Genomic DNA, 18,272 nt, shown 5'->3' with positions numbered 1-18,272 from the left:
GGGGTGTCGGTGGTCTCAGAAGCCGGCGCCGCCGGTCGTGGAGGTCACCGCGCCTGACCCTCCGGTTCCGGCGCTGGTGGTGGCGGCGCCCGCACCGGCCCCCGCGGTCCCGCCCCCGCTCGTCGCGCCACTGGTGGCCGAACCGCCGCCGGTGGCGGCACCGGCGGTCGATCCGGATGGCCCCGCCGAACCGCCCGAACTGACGGCGGCTCCGCCGCTGCTCGCCGCCGACCCGCCACCGGTGGACGAGGCCCCGCTCGTTGCCGGGGTCGACGTTGAACCGGTCGTGGACGTCGTCGCCGTCGTCTGCGGGGCGACCGGCTGTGAGCTTGCCGGCACCGTCAGCGGCGGCGCCCCGGAGGTGTCCGCCGCGTTACCACCGCCTCCGCCGCAGGCGCTGAGAGTGACCACGGTGAGGACCGCGGCGACCGGCAGCAGGACGCCGGCGGGGCGCATCAGAGCATCGGTTCGAGCTGCCCGCTGCAGGTCGGGCAGATCGTCAGGTCCTTCTGGCAGAGCTGGTCGCAGTGGTTGCAGAAGCGCAGGTTGTCCACCGCCCAGGGCAGCTCTGAACCCGTCGGTGCGACCGGGGTGAGCCGGGAGACGGGGACGAGCAGCTCGCCGGACTCGTGGTCGACGTAGCGCACATCGGGCTCGGCCTCGATGATCACCTCACGGCCCGACGGGGCGCGGAAGCGGTACTTGTCCTTGATCCTCATGCCGTCTCCGGTCTAGTGGTGGGCGGGGGTGCCGTGTTCATCCGGGAGATGGGCGATCTCATTGCGGGTGTCCCGGATCCAGATGACGAGGGAGACGACAAAGAGGACGGCGCCGATGCCGATCCACCACAGGCCCTCGGTGAGGCCGACGAGGACGAGGGTGATGCCGATCGCGAGGATGAGCGGGAGCGGCGTCCCCGGAGGGAGGTGAATCTCCTCACCGGCCGCCGGGACGAACTGATCGTCGGAGATCACCGATGACGTCGTGGTCCCGGTCGCGCCCGAGCGTGAGCCTGTCTGCGCGTCGCTCACGAGTGCAGGTAGATCGCGGCGACGATGAAGGTCGCGCCGAACATGAAGAAGCAGATCGCGCCGGCGATCAGGCCGGTGCGGAGGTTCTTCTGGGCCAGCTTCTTATCCATGGGGGAAATGTACCTCTTTCAGTCAGAGCTTGACGTCGACGACCATCGCGCAGAACAGCAGCGCCAGGTAGGCAAGCGAGTACAGATATAGGCGCAGTGCGGAGCGGCGGTCCGCACGCCGGTACAGGATCACGGCGCCGATCACGAAGACGAGGCCGAGAACGATCGAGCATGCCTCATAGATGATGCCGAACATCCCCGTGCACGCGGGCAGCTGGGTGAGCGCGTACAGGAGCAGGGAGTACAGGAGGATCTGACGGCGCGTCTCGGCTTCGCCGCGGACGACCGGAAGCATCGGGATCTTCACCTTCGCGTACTCGTCCTTCATCAGCAGGCTGAGCGCCCAGAAGTGGGGGGGCGTCCAGTAGAAGACGATCGCGAACAGGTAGACCGCCGTCCACGACAGCGAGTTGTGCACGGCCGCCCAGCCGACGAGCGGTGGAATCGCCCCCGCGGCGCCGCCGATGACGATGTTCTGGGGGCTGCGCCGCTTCAGCCAGATCGTGTAGACCCCGACGTAGCCGACGAACCCGGCGAGGGCGAGTGAGGCGGCGAGCACGTTGAGGGTGAGGCTCATCAGCAGGAAGCTGAGCGCCGCGAGGCTGAGCCCGAAGGTGAGGGCCGCCCGTGGGGAGACCCGGCCGCTGGGGACCGGGCGTGACGCGGTCCGGGCCATCTGCGCGTCGATGTCGCGGTCCCAGTAGTGGTTGACCGCGCCCGCGCCGCCGGCGGACAGGTAGCCACCGAGGCAGGCGAGGGCGATCTTGCTCGCCGGGGGGTTGCCGGCGACCTCCATCGTCGTGATCGTCGTCAGCAGCAGCAGCGACTGGACCTTCGGCTTGGTCAGCTCCAGGTAGTCCGACAGCAGCTGGCGCAGGCGTGACTGAGGCGCGACGGCAAGCGCCGCGGAGGAACTCTGAGCGCTCACGTCGATCAGCTTACCTGCAGTCAGGGGAGGCGGGACACCCGGGCGCTACTGCGCCCGGGTGAACTGCTCGGCCCCACCGGTCTTCTGGATGACCCCGGTGTCGATCTCGATCTGACGGCGGATGTCCTTCATCGGCTCGACCGAGCGAACGTAGGGGATCACGTCGAAGTTGTTGACCGGCGGCGGGGACTGGGTGAACCACTCCAGCGTGTTGCCCTTCCACGGGTCGGGTCCGGCGATCTTCCCGGTCTTGTAGGAGCGCAGGAAGTTCCAGAAGGTGAGGAGCATCCCGATCCCGAGGATGTAGGCGCCGATCGAGGAGACCAGGTTGAACGTCGACCACCCCAATCCCGGCTGGTAGGTGTAGATCCGTCGCGGCATCCCCGAGAGCCCGAGGGCGTGCTGGGGGAAGAACGTCAGGTTGAACCCGATGAAGGAGATCCAGAAGGAGATCTTGCCGAGCCGCTCGTTGCAGAGCCGCCCGGTCATCTTCGGATACCAGTAGTAGGTGCCGGAGAGGATCGTGAACACGGCGCCGCCCATCAGCACGTAGTGGAAGTGGGCGACGACGAAGTACGTGTCGTTCAGCTGCCAGTCGACGGGGAACACGGCGAGGAAGATGCCGGTGATGCCGCCGATCAGGAACGTGAAGATGAACCCGAGCGCCCAGTACATCGAGGCGGTCATCACGAGCGACCCGCGCCACAGCGTGCCGATCCAGTTGAAGATCTTCACCCCGGTCGGGATTCCGATCAGGAACGAGCTGAGCATGAAGAACGCGAGCACCGCGAGCGGCATCGGCGCGGTGAACAGGTGGTGGGCCCACACGAGCGTGGCGAGGAATGCGATCACGATCGTCGAGGCGGCGATCGCCTTGTACCCGAAGATCGGCTTGCGGGCGAACACCGGCAGCACCTCGGAGATGATCCCGAACCCGGGGAGGATCATGATGTACACCTCGGGGTGGCCGAAGAACCAGAACAGGTTCTCCCACAGGACCGGCGACCCGTGGAAGGTCGGGTCGAACCAGTGGGTGCCGAAGTGGCGGTCGGTCAGCAGCATCGTCACCGCGGCGGCGATCACCGGCAGGGCGATGATCAGCAGGATCGCGTAGATGAGGATCGACCACACGAACAGGGGCAGCCGGCCCCAGCTCATGCCCGGCGCGCGCATGTTGACGATCGTCACGTAGAAGTTGACCGCCCCGACGAGTGAGGAGAGGCCGGTGAGGTGGATGAGGAAGATCCACGCGTCCTGTCCGCCCGAGGGGGAGTACTGGATCGAGGAGAGCGGCGGGTAGGACCACCAGCCGGCGTCGGGCGGGTGCCAGAACAGGGTCGCGTAGAAGACGATCCCGCCGGCGGCGAGCAGCCAGAAGGAGAGCGCGTTGAGGCGAGGGAACGCCATGTCCCGGGCGCCGATCATCAACGGCACGAAGTAGTTGCCGAAGCCGGCCATGATCGGCACGACGAACAGGAAGATCATCGTCGTCCCGTGCAGGGTGATCAGCTCGTTGTAGGTCTGGCTGCTGATCAGCGTGTTGTTCGGCACGGCAAGCTGGCTGCGGATGAGCAGCGCCTCGGTGCCGCCGAGAGCGAAGAACACGAAGGTGAGGACGATGTACATGATCCCGATCTTCTTGTGATCGGTCGTCAGCACCCAGTCGACCCACTTGCGCGAACTCGGGCGCTGCACCTCATGGACGAGGATCTCGGGGACGGGGCGGATGGTGGCCTGGGACGTGGTGGACATGGGCTTGTTCTTTCCGCTCCTTAGAAGACGCCGTTGGAGGTGAGGCCGCCGGACTTGATCAGATCCTGGCGCAGTTGGCCGACCTGGATGCCCTGGTCGGTGATGAGCCGGTTCTGCTGGGCGAGCCACGCCACGTACTGGCTCGGGGTGACGATCTTGACGAGCGCGGTCATGAAGGCGTGGCCGCGGCCACACAGCTGGGCGCACTGGCCGTAGTAGGTGACGCCGGCGTGCAGCGCCTTGAACCACGTGTGGGTCGTGTAGCCGGGGACGGCGTCGACCTTGCCGCCGAGCTTGGGCACCCACCAGGAGTGGATGACGTCGCTGGACTGGATGACGAGGTCGATCGTGACGCCGGCGGGGGCCTCCATCTCCTGGTAGGAGTATGGGAGGTGCTTGGTGAAGTAGTCCTTGTTGCAGCCGTTCCCGTACACGTACTTCCAGATGAAGCGCCGTCCGAGCACGCAGATCGTGAGCTCCTTGCCGTTCGGCGGGCGCGGCGTGTTGAGGCTCGCCGACAGCACCTGCCCGGCCGAGGCGTCCGAGTTCGGCGGGTTGATGATGCTCGGAAGCGTGACGAAGGTCGCGACGGCAAGGACGACGAGGATTCCGGCGGCCCCGGCGGTCAGGCCGAGCTCGACCTTGGTGTTGCCGTGGAACTGCTCGGCGACCGGGTGCTTCTTGGCCCGGAACTTCCAGATCGCGTACACGAGCGCCCCCTCGACGGCGAGGAAGACGAACAGCGCGACCCACGAGACGATCAGGTAGAGCGTCTCCTCGCTGTTGGCGTTCGGGGAGCCGCCGGACTTGGGGACATCCCAGTTCGCCAGGGCGCTGGAGGCGAACAGAAGCGACCCGAGGATCACGGAGCCCGCAACGGCGAGCAACCGGCGAGGACGGGAGGCGAGCAGTTGGAGTGGGGGGCGTGATCTCTTCAAAGCGCCTGCATCTTACCTCCCGAGGCCCCTGCGAGGTCGGCTGCCCGCGTCCCCGGAGTGTGTCCGCCGGCCGCTCCGTCTCAGGGCGGAGCCGAACTCCTCCTCAGGGCGGAGGCGCTCTCGGGGTGGGGCATATACTGAGCCCCCGCTTTGCGCGCGCGAGGAGCCATCACTGTGACGGCGGGGGCTGTTCTCGCGTCCGCTGCCGCGCTGCCCCTGCTCCGTCGCCGCTACGCGGTTCCGCGCCGGCTCGTGCTCGCCGCCGCCGCCGCGGGTCCCCTCGCCACCGGCGTGCTCGTTCCGCGCGGCCGGAGGCGCGCCGTCGCGGTCTGCATGGCGCAGATGTGGGCGTATTTCGCGGCCTATGAGATGCCCTACGACGATCCGGCCGGCCTCGCCGAACGGGTGCACGTGCAGTACCCGATCGACGTCGATCGGGTGATCGGGCTCGGCACCGTCCCCTCCGAGCGTCTCCAGCGCCGCTTCGCTCGCGAAGGTCAGATCAACCGGTTCGAGCGGATCCTCGTGTGGTGCCACTGGGTCTGGTTTCCCGTCCCGCACCTGGCCGTGCTCTATGTTCTCGCTCGGCGGCCGGACCGTTTCGCCCCTGCCGCCGCACGCCTCTATGCGACCTTCGACTGTGGTGCCATCGTCTACTGGCTCGTGCCGACCGCTCCGCCCTGGTGGGCGGCCGTCAAGGGCTACCTCGGTCATGAGGACCCGCTCCCGGTGCGCCGGATGATGCGCGAGTACGGCGAGCTGTTCTGGGGGAACCGCTGGGGCGGGCTGTACTCCGCCCTCGGCGGTAACCCGCTTGCGGCGATGCCGTCGATGCACTTCGCCACCTCGGTGATGGCCGCCCGGGCCCTCGAGGAGGTCGGCCCGGTCCCCGCGGCCGTCGGCTGGACCTACACGGCGACGCTCGGGCTCGCGCTCATCTACCTCGGGGAGCACTACGCCGTCGACCTGCTGGCCGGCGGACTGCTCGCGGAGTCGGTGCGACGGGCCGCCGGCCGCCTGACCGCACCGGCGCGGTCGCTCGTGTGGGCCGTCGACACGCTCCAAGGGCTCGCGCGCGGCCGCTGATGCCGGTGGACGAGGCGCGCGAACCGGTCACGGAGGAGGCCCCGCGGATCGTCCTCACCCGCCGGCGGCTGCTCGGGACGGGCGTCTTTGTCCTCGTCGTCCTCGCCTTCCTCTACTTCGCCCTCCCCAAGCTCGTCGGGCTCGGTGCGACGTTCAAGCGCCTCGGCCAGGGCAACGTCTGGTGGCTCGTCGTCGCCGTCATCCTCGAGGTGTTCTCCTACGTCGGCTACACCGCCCTGTTCCGGGCCGTGTTCGTGCACCGGGCGGCCCGGATCAACTGGCGGGCGAGCTATCAGATCTCCCTCGCCTCCGGCGTCGCCACCCGGCTGTTCTCCAGCGGCGGCGCCGGCGGCGTCGCCCTCACCGTGTGGGCGCTGCGCCGGGCCGGCGTTGAGGCCCGCACCCTCGCGGCCCGGATGATCGCCTTCCTCGTGATCCTCTACGGCGTCTACATGGGAACGCTCCTGATCGACGGGCTCGGCCTCTACTTCCATGTCTGGCCCGGGGCGGGCCCGTTCGCGATCACGGTCATTCCCGCCCTGTTCGGCGCCTTCGCGATCGTCGTCTTCCTCGCCGTCGCCCTCATCCCCACCGACCTTGAACGGTTCGTCGCCCGCCGCGCCGGTGGGACCGGGCGGATCGGCTCGATCGCCCGGCGCCTGGCGACCGTGCCCGCCTCCGCCGCGGCGGGGGTTCGTACGGCGATCGGGCTCGTCCGCCGCCGCGACCCGTCCCTGCTCGGGGCGCTCGCCAACTGGGGGTTCGATATCGCCTGCCTGTGGGCGTCCTTCCACGCCTTCGGGTACCACCCGCACACCGCCGTCGTGATCATGGCCTACTTCGTCGGCTGGCTCGCGAACCTGCTGCCGATCCCGGGCGGGGTCGGCGGGGTCGAGGGCGGGCTGATCGGTTCCTTCAGTGCCTTCGGCGTGAGCGTGCAGGGCGCCGTCGTCGCCGTCCTCGCCTACCGGGCGATCAGCTTCTGGATGCCGACCATCCCCGGGCTCATCGCCTACCTGCAACTGCGCCGCACCGTGCGGGATTGGGACGACGCTACCCTTTCTGAAGTATGAGCTCGAGCGCCTATGAGAACGTCGTCATCGTCGGAAGCGGACCCGCCGGCTACACCGCGGCTCTCTACACGGCGCGCGCGAACCTCAACCCGCTCGTGATCGAGGGGTGGGCGTGGGGCGGCCTGCTCCAGCAGACGACCGAGGTCGAGAACTTCCCGGGCTTCCCCGCCGGAATCATGGGTCCCGAGCTGATGACCCAGATGCGCGAACAGGCTCAGCGGTTCGGCGCCCGGCTCGAGACCGACGAGGTCACCGGCCTCACGCTCGCTCGCGACGGCGGCCTGCACACCGTTGACGTCGGCGGCGAGCTCCACCGCGCCCGCACGGTCATCCTCGCGATGGGCGCCCAGCACAAGAAGCTCGGGGTCGAGGGGGAGGAGCTCCTCTCCGGTCGCGGGGTCAGCTACTGCGCGACCTGCGATGCCGCGTTCTTCCGGGACGTCCCGACGATCGTCGTCGGCGGCGGCGATTCGGCGATGGAGGAGGCGATCTTCCTCGCCAAGTTCGCCTCCGAGGTGATCGTCGTCCACCGCCGTGACAGCTTCCGGGCGTCGAAGATCATGATCGAGCGTGCCCGCGAGGTTCCGAACATCCGCTTCCTCACCCCCTACACGGTCGACGCCTTCCTCGCCGGAGAGGCGGGTCCACTCGCCCGCGTCCGTCTCCGTCACACCGGTGACGACAGCCTCCAGGAGCTCGAGATCGCCGGTGCGTTCATCGCCGTCGGTCACGTTCCCCAGTCCCAGATCGTCGCCGGGCAGGTGAGCCTCGATGAGAACGGCTACGTCGTCTGCGAGGGCCGGTCGACCCGTACGGGCGTTCCGGGCGTGTTCGCCGCCGGAGACCTCGTCGATCACACCTACCGCCAGGCGATCACCGCCGCCGGATCCGGCTGCCAGGCCGCCCTCGACGCCGAGTGGTACCTGCGTGACAGCCCTGCCCCGAGCGACGCCGACGAGGCGCTCGCCGAGGCGTAGGACCGGACGGCCCGGTCCGCGGGTGGTCTGAGTAGACCACCCGCGGAAGGATCGCTACGGCGGTCAGCCGGCGGTCGGCAGGCTGGCGGCGGGAGCCGTCCCGGCCACGGTGATGGTGATCGGGACCGACCCCGCGCCGACGTTGGCCGAACCGCCGAAGATCCGAGCTCGGACCACGTGGGTGCCGTCCCGGCCGAAGCGGTAGACGAAGCCGAAGCGCGAGCCGCGGTTGACGCTGTGGACGGCGATGTTCTGCCAGCCGCCCTGAGCGGTCTGCATCTGCAGGTAGATCGGGTGACCGGCGTGATCGGGGCTGACGTTGCCGCTGAAGTGCACGGCGGACCCAGCCGTCGTGGTCGTCGCGCTCGCGGCCATCGTGACCGCGTCAGCGACCCCGACGGACAGGCTCGCGCTGTGGGCGGCGGGGGAGGCGACCGTTTCGACCACGTAGGCGGTGTTGTGCAACGGGGTGACGGTGAAGCGGTAGCTGCCGTTGGGCTGCGTCGTCGTCGTCGCAATCTCCTGCAGACGCCCGCCCGCCGTGCGTCCGTAGAGCGCGACCGCCGTGCCGGCGGTGGGCAGGGTCGTTCCCGCGACCGGGCTGAGGCTGCCCGACAGGGTGAGCGGGTCACCGACGGTGATCTGTGGCGCGGAGGCCGCGATCGTGAAGGCCGGGTTCTGGGCCTGCTGGACGGCGAGGGTCACCGGGTCCGAGGTGCCGGCGACGTTGACCGCGTCGCCGGGAACGAGCACCCGCAGGGTGTCCTCGCCGGTGCGGGCAAGCGCCCTGGTGATCGTGAACGCCGAGGACCCGTTCGTCCTGGTCGCGGCGATCGTCCGCCAGGCACGGCCGTTCGGGCCGACCTGGAGCTGGAGCAGCACCCGCCGGTTCGAAGCGCCCGGGGTGACCGTTCCCGTGAACGTGACTCGCTGCCCGGTCTCGGTGCTCGACGTCGACTCCATGAGCGTCGCCGTCGCGGCGACCCGCTCGTGGAGCGTGTGGGAGAAGCTGCCGCGCGGGCCGCGGACGAACCATGACCGGTTGGTGAGCACGACCCCCTCGGCACGGGGAAACTCGTAGAAGCCGTCCTGGTTCGTCCGGGTCACCGAGATGACCGTGAACCGGGGGGCTCGGGCGAGGCGGTGCAGCAGCACGATCCGCCGGTCGGCGACGGCCCGGCCGCGCAGCTGGCCGTAGATGAGGACGCCGTCACCGGCGACGATCGGGTTTGGACGCTGATGTTGGCCTTGAACGGGCCACCGGCGGCAAAGTTGCTCACGGCCGGTAGCCTTGCGGACATGGGGTTCCTCAACCGGACAAAAACGGGTGCGCAGCGCCGGGATCGCGGCGCCTGGATGCCCAAGGCGCCGAGCCAGGGGCTGTCGGCCGAGGAGGAGCGGCTGCTGGAGGCCGACGACCTCAGTGAGCTGCTCGCGGCGACGAACGCCAAGCGGGCGGCGCGGGGCAAACCCGCCCTCAGCGAAGATGAGATCGAACTCGGTCTGTGGTCTGAGCGCCAGGAGATGCGCCGGCGCCCCGAGGCCTGACCGGCCCGTCGCCGCGTCGCCTCAGTCGAGCTCGATCCGCTCGAACAGGTCGGCGAGGATGCGGGCCGTCGCCCCCCAGATGAGGGTGTCACCGACGACATAGGTGTCGGTGCGGATCGGCAGCCCGCGCCGGGTGAGGCGCCGGCGTCCGTAGCCGGCCCGCAGGGCCCGCAGCGGCAGTTCGATCAGCTCGGCCACCTCGGAGGGATCCGCACTCCACTCGGTGTCCGGCGCGACCGCCCCAACGAACGGGTAGATGGCAAACCCGGTGGCGATCGTCGGGGTCGGGGCGAGGGCGCCGAGGACGTGCACCTCCGTCGCGGGCAGCCCGACCTCCTCCTCGGCCTCCCGCAGCGCCGTGGCGAGCAGGTTGGCGTCCCCGGGCTCGATCCGGCCGCCGGGGAGGGAGATCTCACCGGGGTGACGGCGCAGATCGTCTCGGCGGCGGGTGAACAGGACCGAGAAGTCGCCGTGCCGTTCGGCGAGGGTGAGCAGAACGGCGGAGCGAAGGGTCGCGGCGACCTCCAGGGTGCTGGCCGTCTCGACGTCGAGCAGGCGATCGCCGAACCGCGCGGCGGCGCCGCACGGGCCGGTTCCGAGGGTGCTCGTCACGCGGTCGGCGATCAGGTGCGGGCGAGCAGCCCGCGTCGCTTGCGCGGTTCGTCCCGGGGAGCGCCGTCGGGGTCGAGCACGGTGACTCTGTCCTCGAACATCACCTCACCTTCGAGGGTGCGGTGGACCGGGCACTTGGCGGCGATCACCTGCAGGCGTTCACGCTGTTCGGGCGTCGTCTGGGGCGGGAGGCGCAGCTCGAGGACGAACTTGGTCGGACAGCCACGCTCGGCCGGCGTGTACTCGACCGCCACCTCCAGGGCACCGAGATCCCAGCCCTTGTGCTTGGCGTACATCTCCACCGTGATCGCCGTGCAGGAGGCGAGGCTGGCCGCCAGCAGCTCCTGGGGGCTGGGACCCTCGTCGTCCCCGCCGAGCTCGGTCGGCTCATCCACTCGCACGTGGTGCTGGCGCACATCCACGGTGTGGGTGAAGGTCGTTCCGGTCTGACGGTGGGCTGTCGCTCTCATTGCTGCCTTCCTACGAAGGGCCGACACAGGTAGATCAATTCGATGCTAGCGCCACCAGGGGGACGGGCGGACCGTTCCGGCCCGCCACGGGGGCGCCGACTAGACTGGCTTCCCGCACGGGGTGTAGCGAAGCCTGGTAACGCGCGGCCTTTGGGTGGCCGAGATCCCCGGTTCAAATCCGGGCACCCCGACTGAACCGATGGTGGAGATGTCGCACTCAACGTGCGGCGAGCACCTGGGCGGGGGACACCCGCGCCGCCCGCCACGCCGGGTAGAGCCCGCCGAGCACCCCGAGCAGCACGCCGACGAGCAGCGCGTCACCGAGATCCCAGGCGGTGACGTCGGGGGTGACGAACTCGCCGGCGCCGAGCACGTGGACGAGCAGGCCTGCGCCGATCACGCCGAGCAGCAGACCGAGGGCGGTGCCGAGGATCGTCGTCAGGACGCCCTCGATCAGCACGCGGATCGCGATCTGGCGTCCGCTCCAGCCGACCGCGGAGAGGAGGGCGAACTCCGAACGGCGCTCGATCACCGACATCAGCATCGTGTTCATCACGCCGATGCCGCCGATGATGATCGCGAGCACAGCGATCACCGTCGCCGCCTTGGCCAGTAGGGCGGCGTTCGCGCCGGCGCGGGGGGCCTCCTCACCGTCGGCGATCACGATCAGCCCGGGGAAGCGTCGCTTGAGCCGGGCACGTTCGACCTGGGGGCGCGTGCCGATTCCGAGTCTGACCGCGAAGGTCGTCGTCTCCCCGGGCTTGTCGGTGATCGCCTGCGCGGTGGCGAGCGGGATGAATGCGCCCGTGTCCTGGATGCTCACCCCGATGTGGAAGATGCCCGACACGGTGAAGCGGTGGTGGGCGATCACGAGCGCCGACCCGACGCGGAGATGCATCGTCTGGGCGAGCAGGTTCCCGACGGCGACCTGGTTGCGGCCGGCGAACATGTGTCCGGAGAGGAACACCATCCGATCGGTGAGGAACGTGTGCGGCTCGACGCCGTAGACGACCGCCCCGAGCTGGGAGGGGATGTCCTCGATCATCAGGAGGATCGGAGAGATGCCGGTGATCCCGGGGGTCGCCAGCAGCGTGTGGCCGAGGCTGAGGGGCAGGACCGACGTCGTCGGGTCGGCCGCGTCGGCCTGGAACAGGCCGAGATCGGAGGCGCCGAGATGGAAGAACTCACCGGCGCTGCGCTTGGCGCCGTCGGCGACCGCGAGCAGGGCGACGATCGTCGCGATCCCGAGTGCCGTCCCGAGCGCGGTGAGGAAGGTTCGCAGCGGACGGCGCTGCAGAGCGACGACGGTCTGGGTGACGGCGCTCACGTCAGCTCGCTGACCGGGGTCGGGGAGCTGGAGGGAAGCAGGCGCCCGTCGACGAGGCGCAGCTCACGGTCGGCGTGCTCGAGCAGGGTCAGGTCGTGGGAGGCGACGAGCAGCGTCGTGTTGTGGCGGGCGCGGAGGTCCAGCAGCAGCTCCCAGATCCGCGCTGACGTGCCCGTGTCGAGCGCACCGGTCGGTTCATCGGCGAGGACGAGCCTCGGGCGCCCGGCGAGCGCACGGGCGATCGCGACCCGCTGGCGCTCGCCGCCGGAGAGCTGTTTGGGGAAGTCGTCGGCCCGGTCGGCCAGCCCGACCTCCTCAAGCAGGTCGAGCACCCGCTCGTGCCGCTCGCGCCGGGGGATCCCGGCCGCGACGAGACTCAGCTCGGCGTTCTGCTCGACGGTGAGGTGGGGGAGGAGGTGGTGGAGCTGAAACACGAAGCCGACCGTGTCACGGCGGAAGTCGGCGGGGTGGGTGAGGCACTCCACGGCGGTGTCATCGACGCGGATCGTTCCGCTGCTCGGTCGGTCGAGGCTGCCGATCAGCTGCAGCAGGGTCGTCTTGCCAGACCCGGACGGCCCGGTGAGCGCAACCAGTTCGCCCGGGCCGATCGTGAAGGAGACGTCAAAGAGCACGGTCGCGGGCCCGTAGGCCCGCGACACGTGCTCGAGCACGATCCGGGCGCCCGCCGCCGGGTGGTTCCCGTCCTCGGGGGCTGTCGTGGGCGCCATCGTCCCGGTCGGCTTGGAGATCAGTGTCCGTTGACCTTGCACTGACGGTGCGGGTTCGCCTTCGGGCGTACCGCGAAGCTGCCCGCCACCCGCTGGCCGAACCGGGTGTTGACCCAGACCTGCAGGGTGAGCGGCTCGTTCTGGGCGGCGGTGGGAAAGACCAGCACGTCCCGGAAGATGCCGTCGCGGAAGTCTCCGTAGTGGTTGGCCCGGTCGCCGGCCCGTTGGCTGCCGCTGACGTTCTGGCCGTCAAAGAGGAAGTCGTAATGGGTCACCCGCCCGGCGAGCCGCTCCCGGCCGCGCGTGACGTGGACGGTGATGTCCCAGTTCGTGCAGGTGAGGGGCGTGTGCGTGGGGGCGGACACGGCGACGTGGAACGGCGGGGCGGCTGCGAGGGCCACGGCCGGCAGGGCGAGAACGAGCGTCAACACGGTCGCCAGCCACGGCAGGCGGCGCCGAGCCGGGCGTGGGATTGGCTCGCTTCCCGATCGGAACGGATTCATCGTGACCTCCTGGTCGTGGCGGATTCGCAATGCACGCGGTCCCGAGCGCCGATGCTTGTGGGGAGGTCAAACATGGCGCCTGCCAGAATCGTATAAGAAGCCTCAAGCCTTTTCATTGGAGGATTTAGACTGCTCCCTTCGATGTCCGCTCCGCCCGCCGAGAGCGCCGGTCCCGTTCCGGCGCACGCGACGATGTTGATCGCCCGGATCGCCCGGGTCGTCCGCCAGCGCTTCGAGCTCGCCCTCGAGCCGCTCGGCCTCCGCCAGCGCCACGTCGTCGCCCTCAGCTACCTCCGCGGGCATGGCCCGACCGCCCAGCAGGTACTCGCCGAACGGCTGTGCATGGACCCTTCCAGCACGGTGGGTCTGCTCAACGACCTCGAGGATCACCAGCTCGTCCTGCGCCGCCGCGACCGCTCCGACCGCCGGCGCGCGCTGATCGAGCTCACGAGCGAAGGGGAGCGCGCCCTCGCAGACGTCGACCGCGCCCTCCAGTGCGTCGAGGATCATCTGCTTGCCGGGCTCGACGGCGGCGAGCGCAGTCAACTGCGGGACCTGCTCGCCAAGCTCGGCCACAATGAGGTGGACTGGGAGGCGGCCGCCGAGGGCTAGTCTTGGCCCCCCACCCTCGAATCAAAGGAGCACCGAGATGCCAGCACGGGCCATGGCGGAATGGCAAGGCGACCTGAGGACCGGCACCGGCAGCTTCAGTGCCGGAGAGTCGATCAGCGGCGCGTTCTCGTTCAAGACCCGCTTCGAGGACGCTCCCGGGGCCAATCCCGAGCAGCTCATCGCCGCCGCGCACGCCGCGTGCTTCTCGATGGCCCTGTCGGCCGGACTCGCCGACGCCGGCACCCCGGTCACGTCGGTGAAGACGGACGCAACCGTCAGCCTGCGCATGGTCGACGGCGCCCCGATGATCACGAGCATCGCCCTCAGCACCGTCGGCGAGGTCCCCGGCCTTGATGAGGCGGGCTTCATCGCCGCCGCGGAGGGGGCCAAGGCCAACTGTCCGGTCTCCAAGGCGCTCGCCGGGGTGCCCGAGATCACCCTGCAGGCGTCGCTAGCCTGACGCTGGCCCCGGTCCCGGTCCACGCGACCGGGACCGGACCGCTCGCGCTCGTAGCTCAGCTGGATAGAGCAGGGGACTTCTAATCCTCAGGTCGCAGGTTCGAGTCCTGCCGGGCGCATCGAGAAATGCCTGCCGGGACCGGGCAGGCAGACTGTGACGCAGTTGCTCTGGCGGGTGCCGTCAGGGCCGTCTGGGTCACGGGAGTTCCTTGGTTTGTAGCCATCGGATGACTGCCCCAAGCGGAGAAACTCCCGACCCCGAACAGGTCCTCGCCAAGGTCATCAGAGAACACGACACGTCAGAAACGCTGCACCACGGCATCACCTGCGCCGGCGGTTCCTGCGACGCTGACCCCATGACCACGCTTGCCGACCTCGCACCGGAGGAGTTCGTCTCCCTGACCACCTACCGGCGCTCGGGCGTGCCCGTCTCGGTGCCGGTCTGGATCGCGCCGGCCACCGACGGGAGCGGTGTCCTGCTGGTGACCACGACCGCGCGGTCGGGCAAGGTCAAGCGACTGCGTCACGATCCGCGGGTCCAGTTGCGTCCCTGTGATCGCCGCGGTGTCCTCAGCGAGGACGCCGCCACCGTGACGGCTGTGGCGGAGATCGTCACCGATGGGGACGAGGTGCGCCGCCTGCGGGAGGCGATCCGATCCAAATACGGCGAGCGGATGAAGGTCATCGCCGCCGACCGGGGTGGTGAGGATCCGGATGAGCCCACCCGGGTGATCCTGAAGATCACCGAGCCCGCGAGGCGGTAGCGTTATCCCGATGGCGCGCGCGACCCGGATCGTCTACTCGACGGAGGGGGGAGACCTGCGCTCCCAGCCCGCGTCGATACCGTCCGTGCCGCCCCGGACCTCTGAACGGGTTCGGGTCCGCCGTGAGACCGCCGGACGGCGGGGCAAGACGGTCACCTCCGTTCTCGGTCTCCCCCTCGACGAGTCCGACCTCAGGCAGCTCGCCGGCACCCTGAAGCGCCGCTGCGGTGTCGGTGGTGCGGTCAAGGACGGCGTGATCGAACTGCAGGGCGACCATCGTGACGTGGTCATCGCCGTGCTCGAGGCTGAGGGGTACCGGCCCGTCCGTGCCGGTGGCTGATGCGCATCGACAAGTGGCTGTGGACCGCGCGACTGTTCAAGACGCGCACTCAGGCCGCCGAGGCCGTCAAGGGTGGCCGCGTCCACGTCAACGGCCAGGCGGTCAAGCCCGGCCGTGAGGTGGAGCCCGGTGACGAGGTGGAGATCAGCCTCGGTCCGGCGAGCCGGACGGTGGTCGTCCGCGGGGCGGCTCCGCGGCGGGTCTCGCCCCCTGAGGTCGCCCGGCTCTATGAGGAGACGGAGGCGAGTACGCGCGAGCGCGAACGCCAAGCCGAGCTGCGCCGCCTCGGGGCGCCGGTGAACCTCGGGCCGCGGCCGACAAAACGAGAGCGCCGGCGTTTCGACGCCACCCGCCCCCACTGAGCCGGTACGCCGCCGGAGGGCCGGGGCTCTCCGCCCCTGTATGCGATCACGAACAAACGTTATGTCGCCGCGTTCCGCGGAACGCACCACCGCCGCCGGGGCAACCGGCGTGTAGGTGATCACAGACCATCGTTACCTGTGGGCGTTCCGCGGAACGGCCACAGGACCCCGGCTCTAGTCTTTCTGTCCATGGCCCACGCTCGGAGGACAGCCGTTGTCGTCGCGTTCGTCACCACCATCCTCCTCGCAGGCTGCGGCAGCGCAGCGCGTGCACCGGTGACCCGTGCCCAGGCCGCCGTTCCCGGGACGCGGGCGGGCTCCCCGCCCACCCGCTCACCCCAAGTGCGCGAGGGCGGCCACTCCCACGGATCCGGAGGGCCGGTCGACTTGGCGGCGACCCGGACGGTCACGACCCCGCGGCCGGCCCTTGCATCCCTCCCGGTCCCAGCCCGCCTGGAACCCTTCAGTCCTGGGCCGGGGCAGGGAATCTGGCATCCCGCCGGCCGCCGAGTCGGCGGCACACCGGCGGTCTATGAGACGACCCTGCTGCCACCCGGCGGATCGACCCCGGCCGGTCTCGCGTGGATGGACACGCGGCTGTTGTCCGCGCGGCTGTACTCGGGATCAGAGAGCCCGGGCGGTGGTCCCTACCGCTACACGGCACCTGTCGAGCCCGCCGCCGCCCGGAGCCTCGTCGCCGCCTTCAACGGCGGCTTCATGATGCCCGCGGCCGAGGGCGGCTACTACACCGAGCACCGGGTCATCGTGCCGCTGCGTGCCGGGGCGGCCTCGCTCGTCATCGACAGCAGGGGACGGGTCACGATCGGTGCGTGGGGGGTCGACGTGAGGATGACCCCGCAGGTCGTTGCCGTGCGCCAGAACCTCGTTCCGCTCGTGGCCGGCGGGCGTCCGACCGCCGCCGCCGAGAGCCCCGACTGGGAGGCGTGGGGGGCCACCTGTGGGACCGACTCGTGTGCCAGCACCGTTCCGGGTGTCGAGTACCAGTGGCGATCGGGACTGGGGCTCACCGCCGACGGAGCCCTGGTCTACGTGCAGGGACCCTCACTGAGCCCGCTGCAGGTCGCCGACCTGCTCGTCCGCGCCGGTGCGGTTCGCGGCATGCAGCTCGACATCAACCCGGACTGGCCGATCTTCGCCACCTACGCCCCGTCGACGCCCGACGGTCTTGCTGCGCCCGCGAACGGACAGACCCTGATGGCCACCGTCCGCGGGGCCGACACGTTCTTTGACGCCTGGTGGGCGCGGGACTTCATCACCATGTCGGCCCGCTGATTCGTTCAGCCTGAGACGTTGGCGATGTGTTCGCGGACGGACGCCACGAGGTCGGGCGTGATCTCGTCGATCCCATGGTCATCGCGCGCGTGGGCGGCGATCTCCCGCAGCAGCTCGTCCTCCTCCTCGGCCAGGAACACCGCTTGGCAGCCAGGAATGACCGAACCGCAGGCAAATTGTTTCATCAGAGCCTCTCTCTCGTTCGCATCGACGATGCCGGTCCCGCCGACACTTGAGATCGACAGATTACCCGCCGATGAACCTGGATCCTCGACCCGGTTGACACCAGTTGGCCCAAACTGCTCGCCCGAGCCTGTGAGGGGTCGCTCGCGACCGTCGCGTTCGCCCCGATCGCCGACCTCTCACGGTCCGTCGCCTGCGGGTATGAGGCGAGGATGCGCCTGCCGCTCAGCGGGGCGGACGCGAGCTCGTGGTGGGCGGCCGCCGCCCACCACGGCTTCGGCGGCCGGCTCGCTGCCGCGATGCTCTCGGCCGCCCTGGCCCGGCGTGAGGAGCTGCCGGCCAACTGCCTGGTGTCGGTAACGGTCACGGCGTCTGCGATCACCTCCCGCGAGGTGGTCCGGACGCTCGGACAGGCGGGAGATCTCTCGACGCTGCTGATCCACCTGGCTGACGCCGATGCGGCGATCGACCCGGTGAGCCTGCAGACCGCGCTGAAGCGGCTGCGCGCTCGGGGGGCGCTGGTCGCGCTCCCGGCCACCGGGCCGGGGCGCGCCGGAATCGAGCTGGTTGCCGAGCTGAGTCCCCAGTTCGTCACCGTCGGGCCGGAGCTCGTCTCCGGGATCGACCGGGACCCGCGCCGCAGTACCGCCCTTGCCGGCGTCGGCGCGCTCGCGAGTGACCTCGATGCGTGGCTGCTCGTCCGCGGGGTGAGCACGGTCGGTGAGCTCGGGCGGCTGCGTGAGCTGTGCGTGCCCCTGGCCCAGGGACCGATCATCGGCGCCGAGCAGGAGCTGATGCGCGGGCTCGCTCCGGCACCCCGCCGGCTTCTGCGCGACTGGTCAGACCGCCGGCCCGACGACCTCGCCGAGCTCACCGAGCCGGTTCGCGCTCTCACGGCGCGTCCACAGTTGGTCAGTGAGCGGTGTGTGGTGACCGACGGCGGCGGACGACCGTGTGAGGTGGTCGTGCCTCAGCCAGGCGGGCGCCCGACCGTCCACCCGGCCCTCTGCGTGCTGCGGGTCGACCGTCCGCGCGAGGTCGCCCTGCGTGCGGCGGCCCGGCCGGTCGCCGACCAGCTCGCTCCCGTCTGCATCGTCGACGAGCTCGGTCGGGTCGAGGGAATCGTGCGCGTTGAGGTGCTCCTCGGCGTGCTGGCTCGGCACACCTGAACCGCGA

At 70.0% G+C, this 18,272-nt stretch carries 24 protein-coding genes and 2 tRNA genes; 13 read left to right on the top strand and 13 right to left on the bottom strand.

What is annotated here, in order from left to right; all coding sequences use genetic code 11:
• Positions 1–15: 15 nt before the first annotated feature.
• The 6 genes from M3M55_RS13625 to coxB all read right to left on the bottom strand — a co-directional run bounded on the left by M3M55_RS13625 (position 16) and on the right by coxB (position 4,759).
• Entirely contained in the window at positions 16–456 is a 441-nt protein-coding gene (locus tag M3M55_RS13625; protein WP_249010043.1) for a hypothetical protein, read from the bottom strand.
• Positions 456–719 carry a hypothetical protein gene (locus tag M3M55_RS13620; protein WP_249010042.1) on the bottom strand — a complete coding sequence of 88 codons (264 nt, stop codon included), beginning with the start codon at positions 717–719 and terminating at the stop codon, positions 456–458. The genes M3M55_RS13625 and M3M55_RS13620 overlap by 1 nt, the downstream gene beginning before the upstream one ends.
• Positions 720–731: 12 nt before the next feature.
• Positions 732–1,031, bottom strand: a complete 300-nt coding sequence (locus M3M55_RS13615; protein WP_249010041.1) for a hypothetical protein — start codon at positions 1,029–1,031, stop codon at positions 732–734.
• A gap of 132 nt (positions 1,032–1,163) precedes the next feature.
• Entirely contained in the window at positions 1,164–2,069 is a 906-nt protein-coding gene (locus tag M3M55_RS13610) for a heme o synthase (RefSeq protein WP_249010040.1), read from the bottom strand.
• Positions 2,070–2,114: 45 nt separating this feature from the next.
• Positions 2,115–3,821 (bottom strand): cytochrome c oxidase subunit I, encoded by a 1,707-nt coding sequence (gene ctaD / locus M3M55_RS13605; RefSeq protein WP_249010039.1) that lies wholly within the window; start codon positions 3,819–3,821, stop codon positions 2,115–2,117.
• A gap of 20 nt (positions 3,822–3,841) precedes the next feature.
• The gene (gene coxB, locus M3M55_RS13600) at positions 3,842–4,759 is read right to left on the bottom strand and encodes a cytochrome c oxidase subunit II (protein WP_249010038.1); all 918 of its coding nucleotides are present in this window, start codon (positions 4,757–4,759) and stop codon (positions 3,842–3,844) included.
• Between the two features lie 174 nt (positions 4,760–4,933).
• Here coxB and M3M55_RS13595 point away from each other — a divergent pair, with 174 nt between their 5' ends.
• The 3 genes from M3M55_RS13595 to trxB are packed head-to-tail and all read left to right on the top strand — an operon-like array spanning position 4,934 to position 7,895.
• The gene (locus M3M55_RS13595) at positions 4,934–5,845 is read left to right on the top strand and encodes a phosphatase PAP2 family protein (protein ID WP_249010037.1); all 912 of its coding nucleotides are present in this window, start codon (positions 4,934–4,936) and stop codon (positions 5,843–5,845) included.
• Positions 5,845–6,918 (top strand): lysylphosphatidylglycerol synthase transmembrane domain-containing protein, encoded by a 1,074-nt coding sequence (locus tag M3M55_RS13590; RefSeq protein WP_249010036.1) that lies wholly within the window; start codon positions 5,845–5,847, stop codon positions 6,916–6,918. The genes M3M55_RS13595 and M3M55_RS13590 overlap by 1 nt, the downstream gene beginning before the upstream one ends.
• Positions 6,915–7,895, top strand: coding sequence for a thioredoxin-disulfide reductase (trxB, locus tag M3M55_RS13585; RefSeq protein ID WP_249010035.1), 981 nt, complete (start codon positions 6,915–6,917; stop codon positions 7,893–7,895). The genes M3M55_RS13590 and trxB overlap by 4 nt, the downstream gene beginning before the upstream one ends.
• A 63-nt stretch (positions 7,896–7,958) precedes the next feature.
• Here the strand turns inward: trxB and M3M55_RS13580 are convergent, their stop codons facing one another.
• Positions 7,959–9,050 (bottom strand): hypothetical protein, encoded by a 1,092-nt coding sequence (locus M3M55_RS13580; protein ID WP_249010034.1) that lies wholly within the window; start codon positions 9,048–9,050, stop codon positions 7,959–7,961.
• Between M3M55_RS13580 and M3M55_RS13575 the strand changes: the two genes are divergently transcribed.
• Positions 9,039–9,443 carry a hypothetical protein gene (locus M3M55_RS13575; RefSeq protein ID WP_249010033.1) on the top strand — a complete coding sequence of 135 codons (405 nt, stop codon included), beginning with the start codon at positions 9,039–9,041 and terminating at the stop codon, positions 9,441–9,443. The genes M3M55_RS13580 and M3M55_RS13575 overlap by 12 nt on opposite strands.
• 21 nt (positions 9,444–9,464) lie before the next feature.
• Here M3M55_RS13575 and M3M55_RS13570 read toward each other — a convergent pair whose 3' ends face one another.
• Both M3M55_RS13570 and M3M55_RS13565 read right to left on the bottom strand, forming a co-directional pair.
• Positions 9,465–10,055 carry a CoA pyrophosphatase gene (locus M3M55_RS13570; RefSeq protein ID WP_249010032.1) on the bottom strand — a complete coding sequence of 197 codons (591 nt, stop codon included), beginning with the start codon at positions 10,053–10,055 and terminating at the stop codon, positions 9,465–9,467.
• Between the two features lie 11 nt (positions 10,056–10,066).
• Positions 10,067–10,525 (bottom strand): OsmC family protein, encoded by a 459-nt coding sequence (locus M3M55_RS13565; protein WP_249010031.1) that lies wholly within the window; start codon positions 10,523–10,525, stop codon positions 10,067–10,069.
• A gap of 117 nt (positions 10,526–10,642) precedes the next feature.
• Between M3M55_RS13565 and M3M55_RS13560 the strand changes: the two genes are divergently transcribed.
• Positions 10,643–10,716: transfer RNA gene (locus tag M3M55_RS13560), tRNA-Pro, on the top strand.
• A gap of 26 nt (positions 10,717–10,742) precedes the next feature.
• Here the strand turns inward: M3M55_RS13560 and M3M55_RS13555 are convergent.
• From M3M55_RS13555 to M3M55_RS13545, 3 genes are read right to left on the bottom strand one after another with little or no spacing between them, the layout of a single operon-like run.
• Positions 10,743–11,852 (bottom strand): ABC transporter permease, encoded by a 1,110-nt coding sequence (locus M3M55_RS13555; protein ID WP_249010030.1) that lies wholly within the window; start codon positions 11,850–11,852, stop codon positions 10,743–10,745.
• Positions 11,849–12,580 carry an ABC transporter ATP-binding protein gene (locus tag M3M55_RS13550; protein WP_249010029.1) on the bottom strand — a complete coding sequence of 244 codons (732 nt, stop codon included), beginning with the start codon at positions 12,578–12,580 and terminating at the stop codon, positions 11,849–11,851. Before M3M55_RS13550 ends, M3M55_RS13555 begins: the two co-directional genes overlap by 4 nt.
• Before the next feature lie 20 nt (positions 12,581–12,600).
• Positions 12,601–13,011 carry a hypothetical protein gene (locus M3M55_RS13545; protein ID WP_249010028.1) on the bottom strand — a complete coding sequence of 137 codons (411 nt, stop codon included), beginning with the start codon at positions 13,009–13,011 and terminating at the stop codon, positions 12,601–12,603.
• Between the two features lie 213 nt (positions 13,012–13,224).
• On the opposite strand from M3M55_RS13545, the gene M3M55_RS13540 reads away from it, so the two are divergent.
• The 7 genes from M3M55_RS13540 (at position 13,225) to M3M55_RS13510 (ending at position 16,913) form a co-directional block, all read left to right on the top strand.
• Positions 13,225–13,695 carry a MarR family winged helix-turn-helix transcriptional regulator gene (locus M3M55_RS13540; protein ID WP_249010027.1) on the top strand — a complete coding sequence of 157 codons (471 nt, stop codon included), beginning with the start codon at positions 13,225–13,227 and terminating at the stop codon, positions 13,693–13,695.
• A gap of 37 nt (positions 13,696–13,732) precedes the next feature.
• Positions 13,733–14,155, top strand: a complete 423-nt coding sequence (locus tag M3M55_RS13535) for an OsmC family peroxiredoxin (protein WP_249010026.1) — start codon at positions 13,733–13,735, stop codon at positions 14,153–14,155.
• 44 nt (positions 14,156–14,199) lie between these two features.
• A tRNA-Arg gene (locus M3M55_RS13530) sits at positions 14,200–14,273 on the top strand.
• 237 nt (positions 14,274–14,510) lie between these two features.
• Positions 14,511–14,918: a PPOX class F420-dependent oxidoreductase gene (locus M3M55_RS13525; RefSeq protein ID WP_249010025.1), complete on the top strand. Its 408-nt coding sequence runs from the start codon at positions 14,511–14,513 to the stop codon at positions 14,916–14,918.
• A 10-nt stretch (positions 14,919–14,928) separates the two neighbouring features.
• Positions 14,929–15,258, top strand: coding sequence for a translation initiation factor (locus M3M55_RS13520; RefSeq protein WP_249010024.1), 330 nt, complete (start codon positions 14,929–14,931; stop codon positions 15,256–15,258).
• A complete protein-coding gene (locus tag M3M55_RS13515; RefSeq protein WP_249010023.1) occupies positions 15,258–15,620 on the top strand; it encodes an RNA-binding S4 domain-containing protein in 363 nt (120 codons plus the stop codon). The genes M3M55_RS13520 and M3M55_RS13515 overlap by 1 nt, the downstream gene beginning before the upstream one ends.
• Positions 15,621–15,809: 189 nt before the next feature.
• Positions 15,810–16,913, top strand: coding sequence for a hypothetical protein (locus M3M55_RS13510; protein WP_249010022.1), 1,104 nt, complete (start codon positions 15,810–15,812; stop codon positions 16,911–16,913).
• Between the two features lie 5 nt (positions 16,914–16,918).
• On the opposite strand, the gene M3M55_RS13505 is transcribed toward M3M55_RS13510, so the two are convergent.
• Positions 16,919–17,098: a DUF1059 domain-containing protein gene (locus M3M55_RS13505; protein ID WP_249010021.1), complete on the bottom strand. Its 180-nt coding sequence runs from the start codon at positions 17,096–17,098 to the stop codon at positions 16,919–16,921.
• An 81-nt stretch (positions 17,099–17,179) separates the two neighbouring features.
• Here M3M55_RS13505 and M3M55_RS13500 point away from each other — a divergent pair, with 81 nt between their 5' ends.
• The gene (locus tag M3M55_RS13500; protein WP_371878765.1) at positions 17,180–18,265 is read left to right on the top strand and encodes an EAL domain-containing protein; all 1,086 of its coding nucleotides are present in this window, start codon (positions 17,180–17,182) and stop codon (positions 18,263–18,265) included.
• Positions 18,266–18,272: the final 7 nt, after the last annotated feature.

It is taken from the genome of Conexibacter sp. DBS9H8 (assembly GCF_023330685.1).
Taxonomy (GTDB): domain Bacteria; phylum Actinomycetota; class Thermoleophilia; order Solirubrobacterales; family Solirubrobacteraceae; genus Palsa-465.
This window is presented reverse-complemented; position numbering and strand designations above follow the sequence as displayed.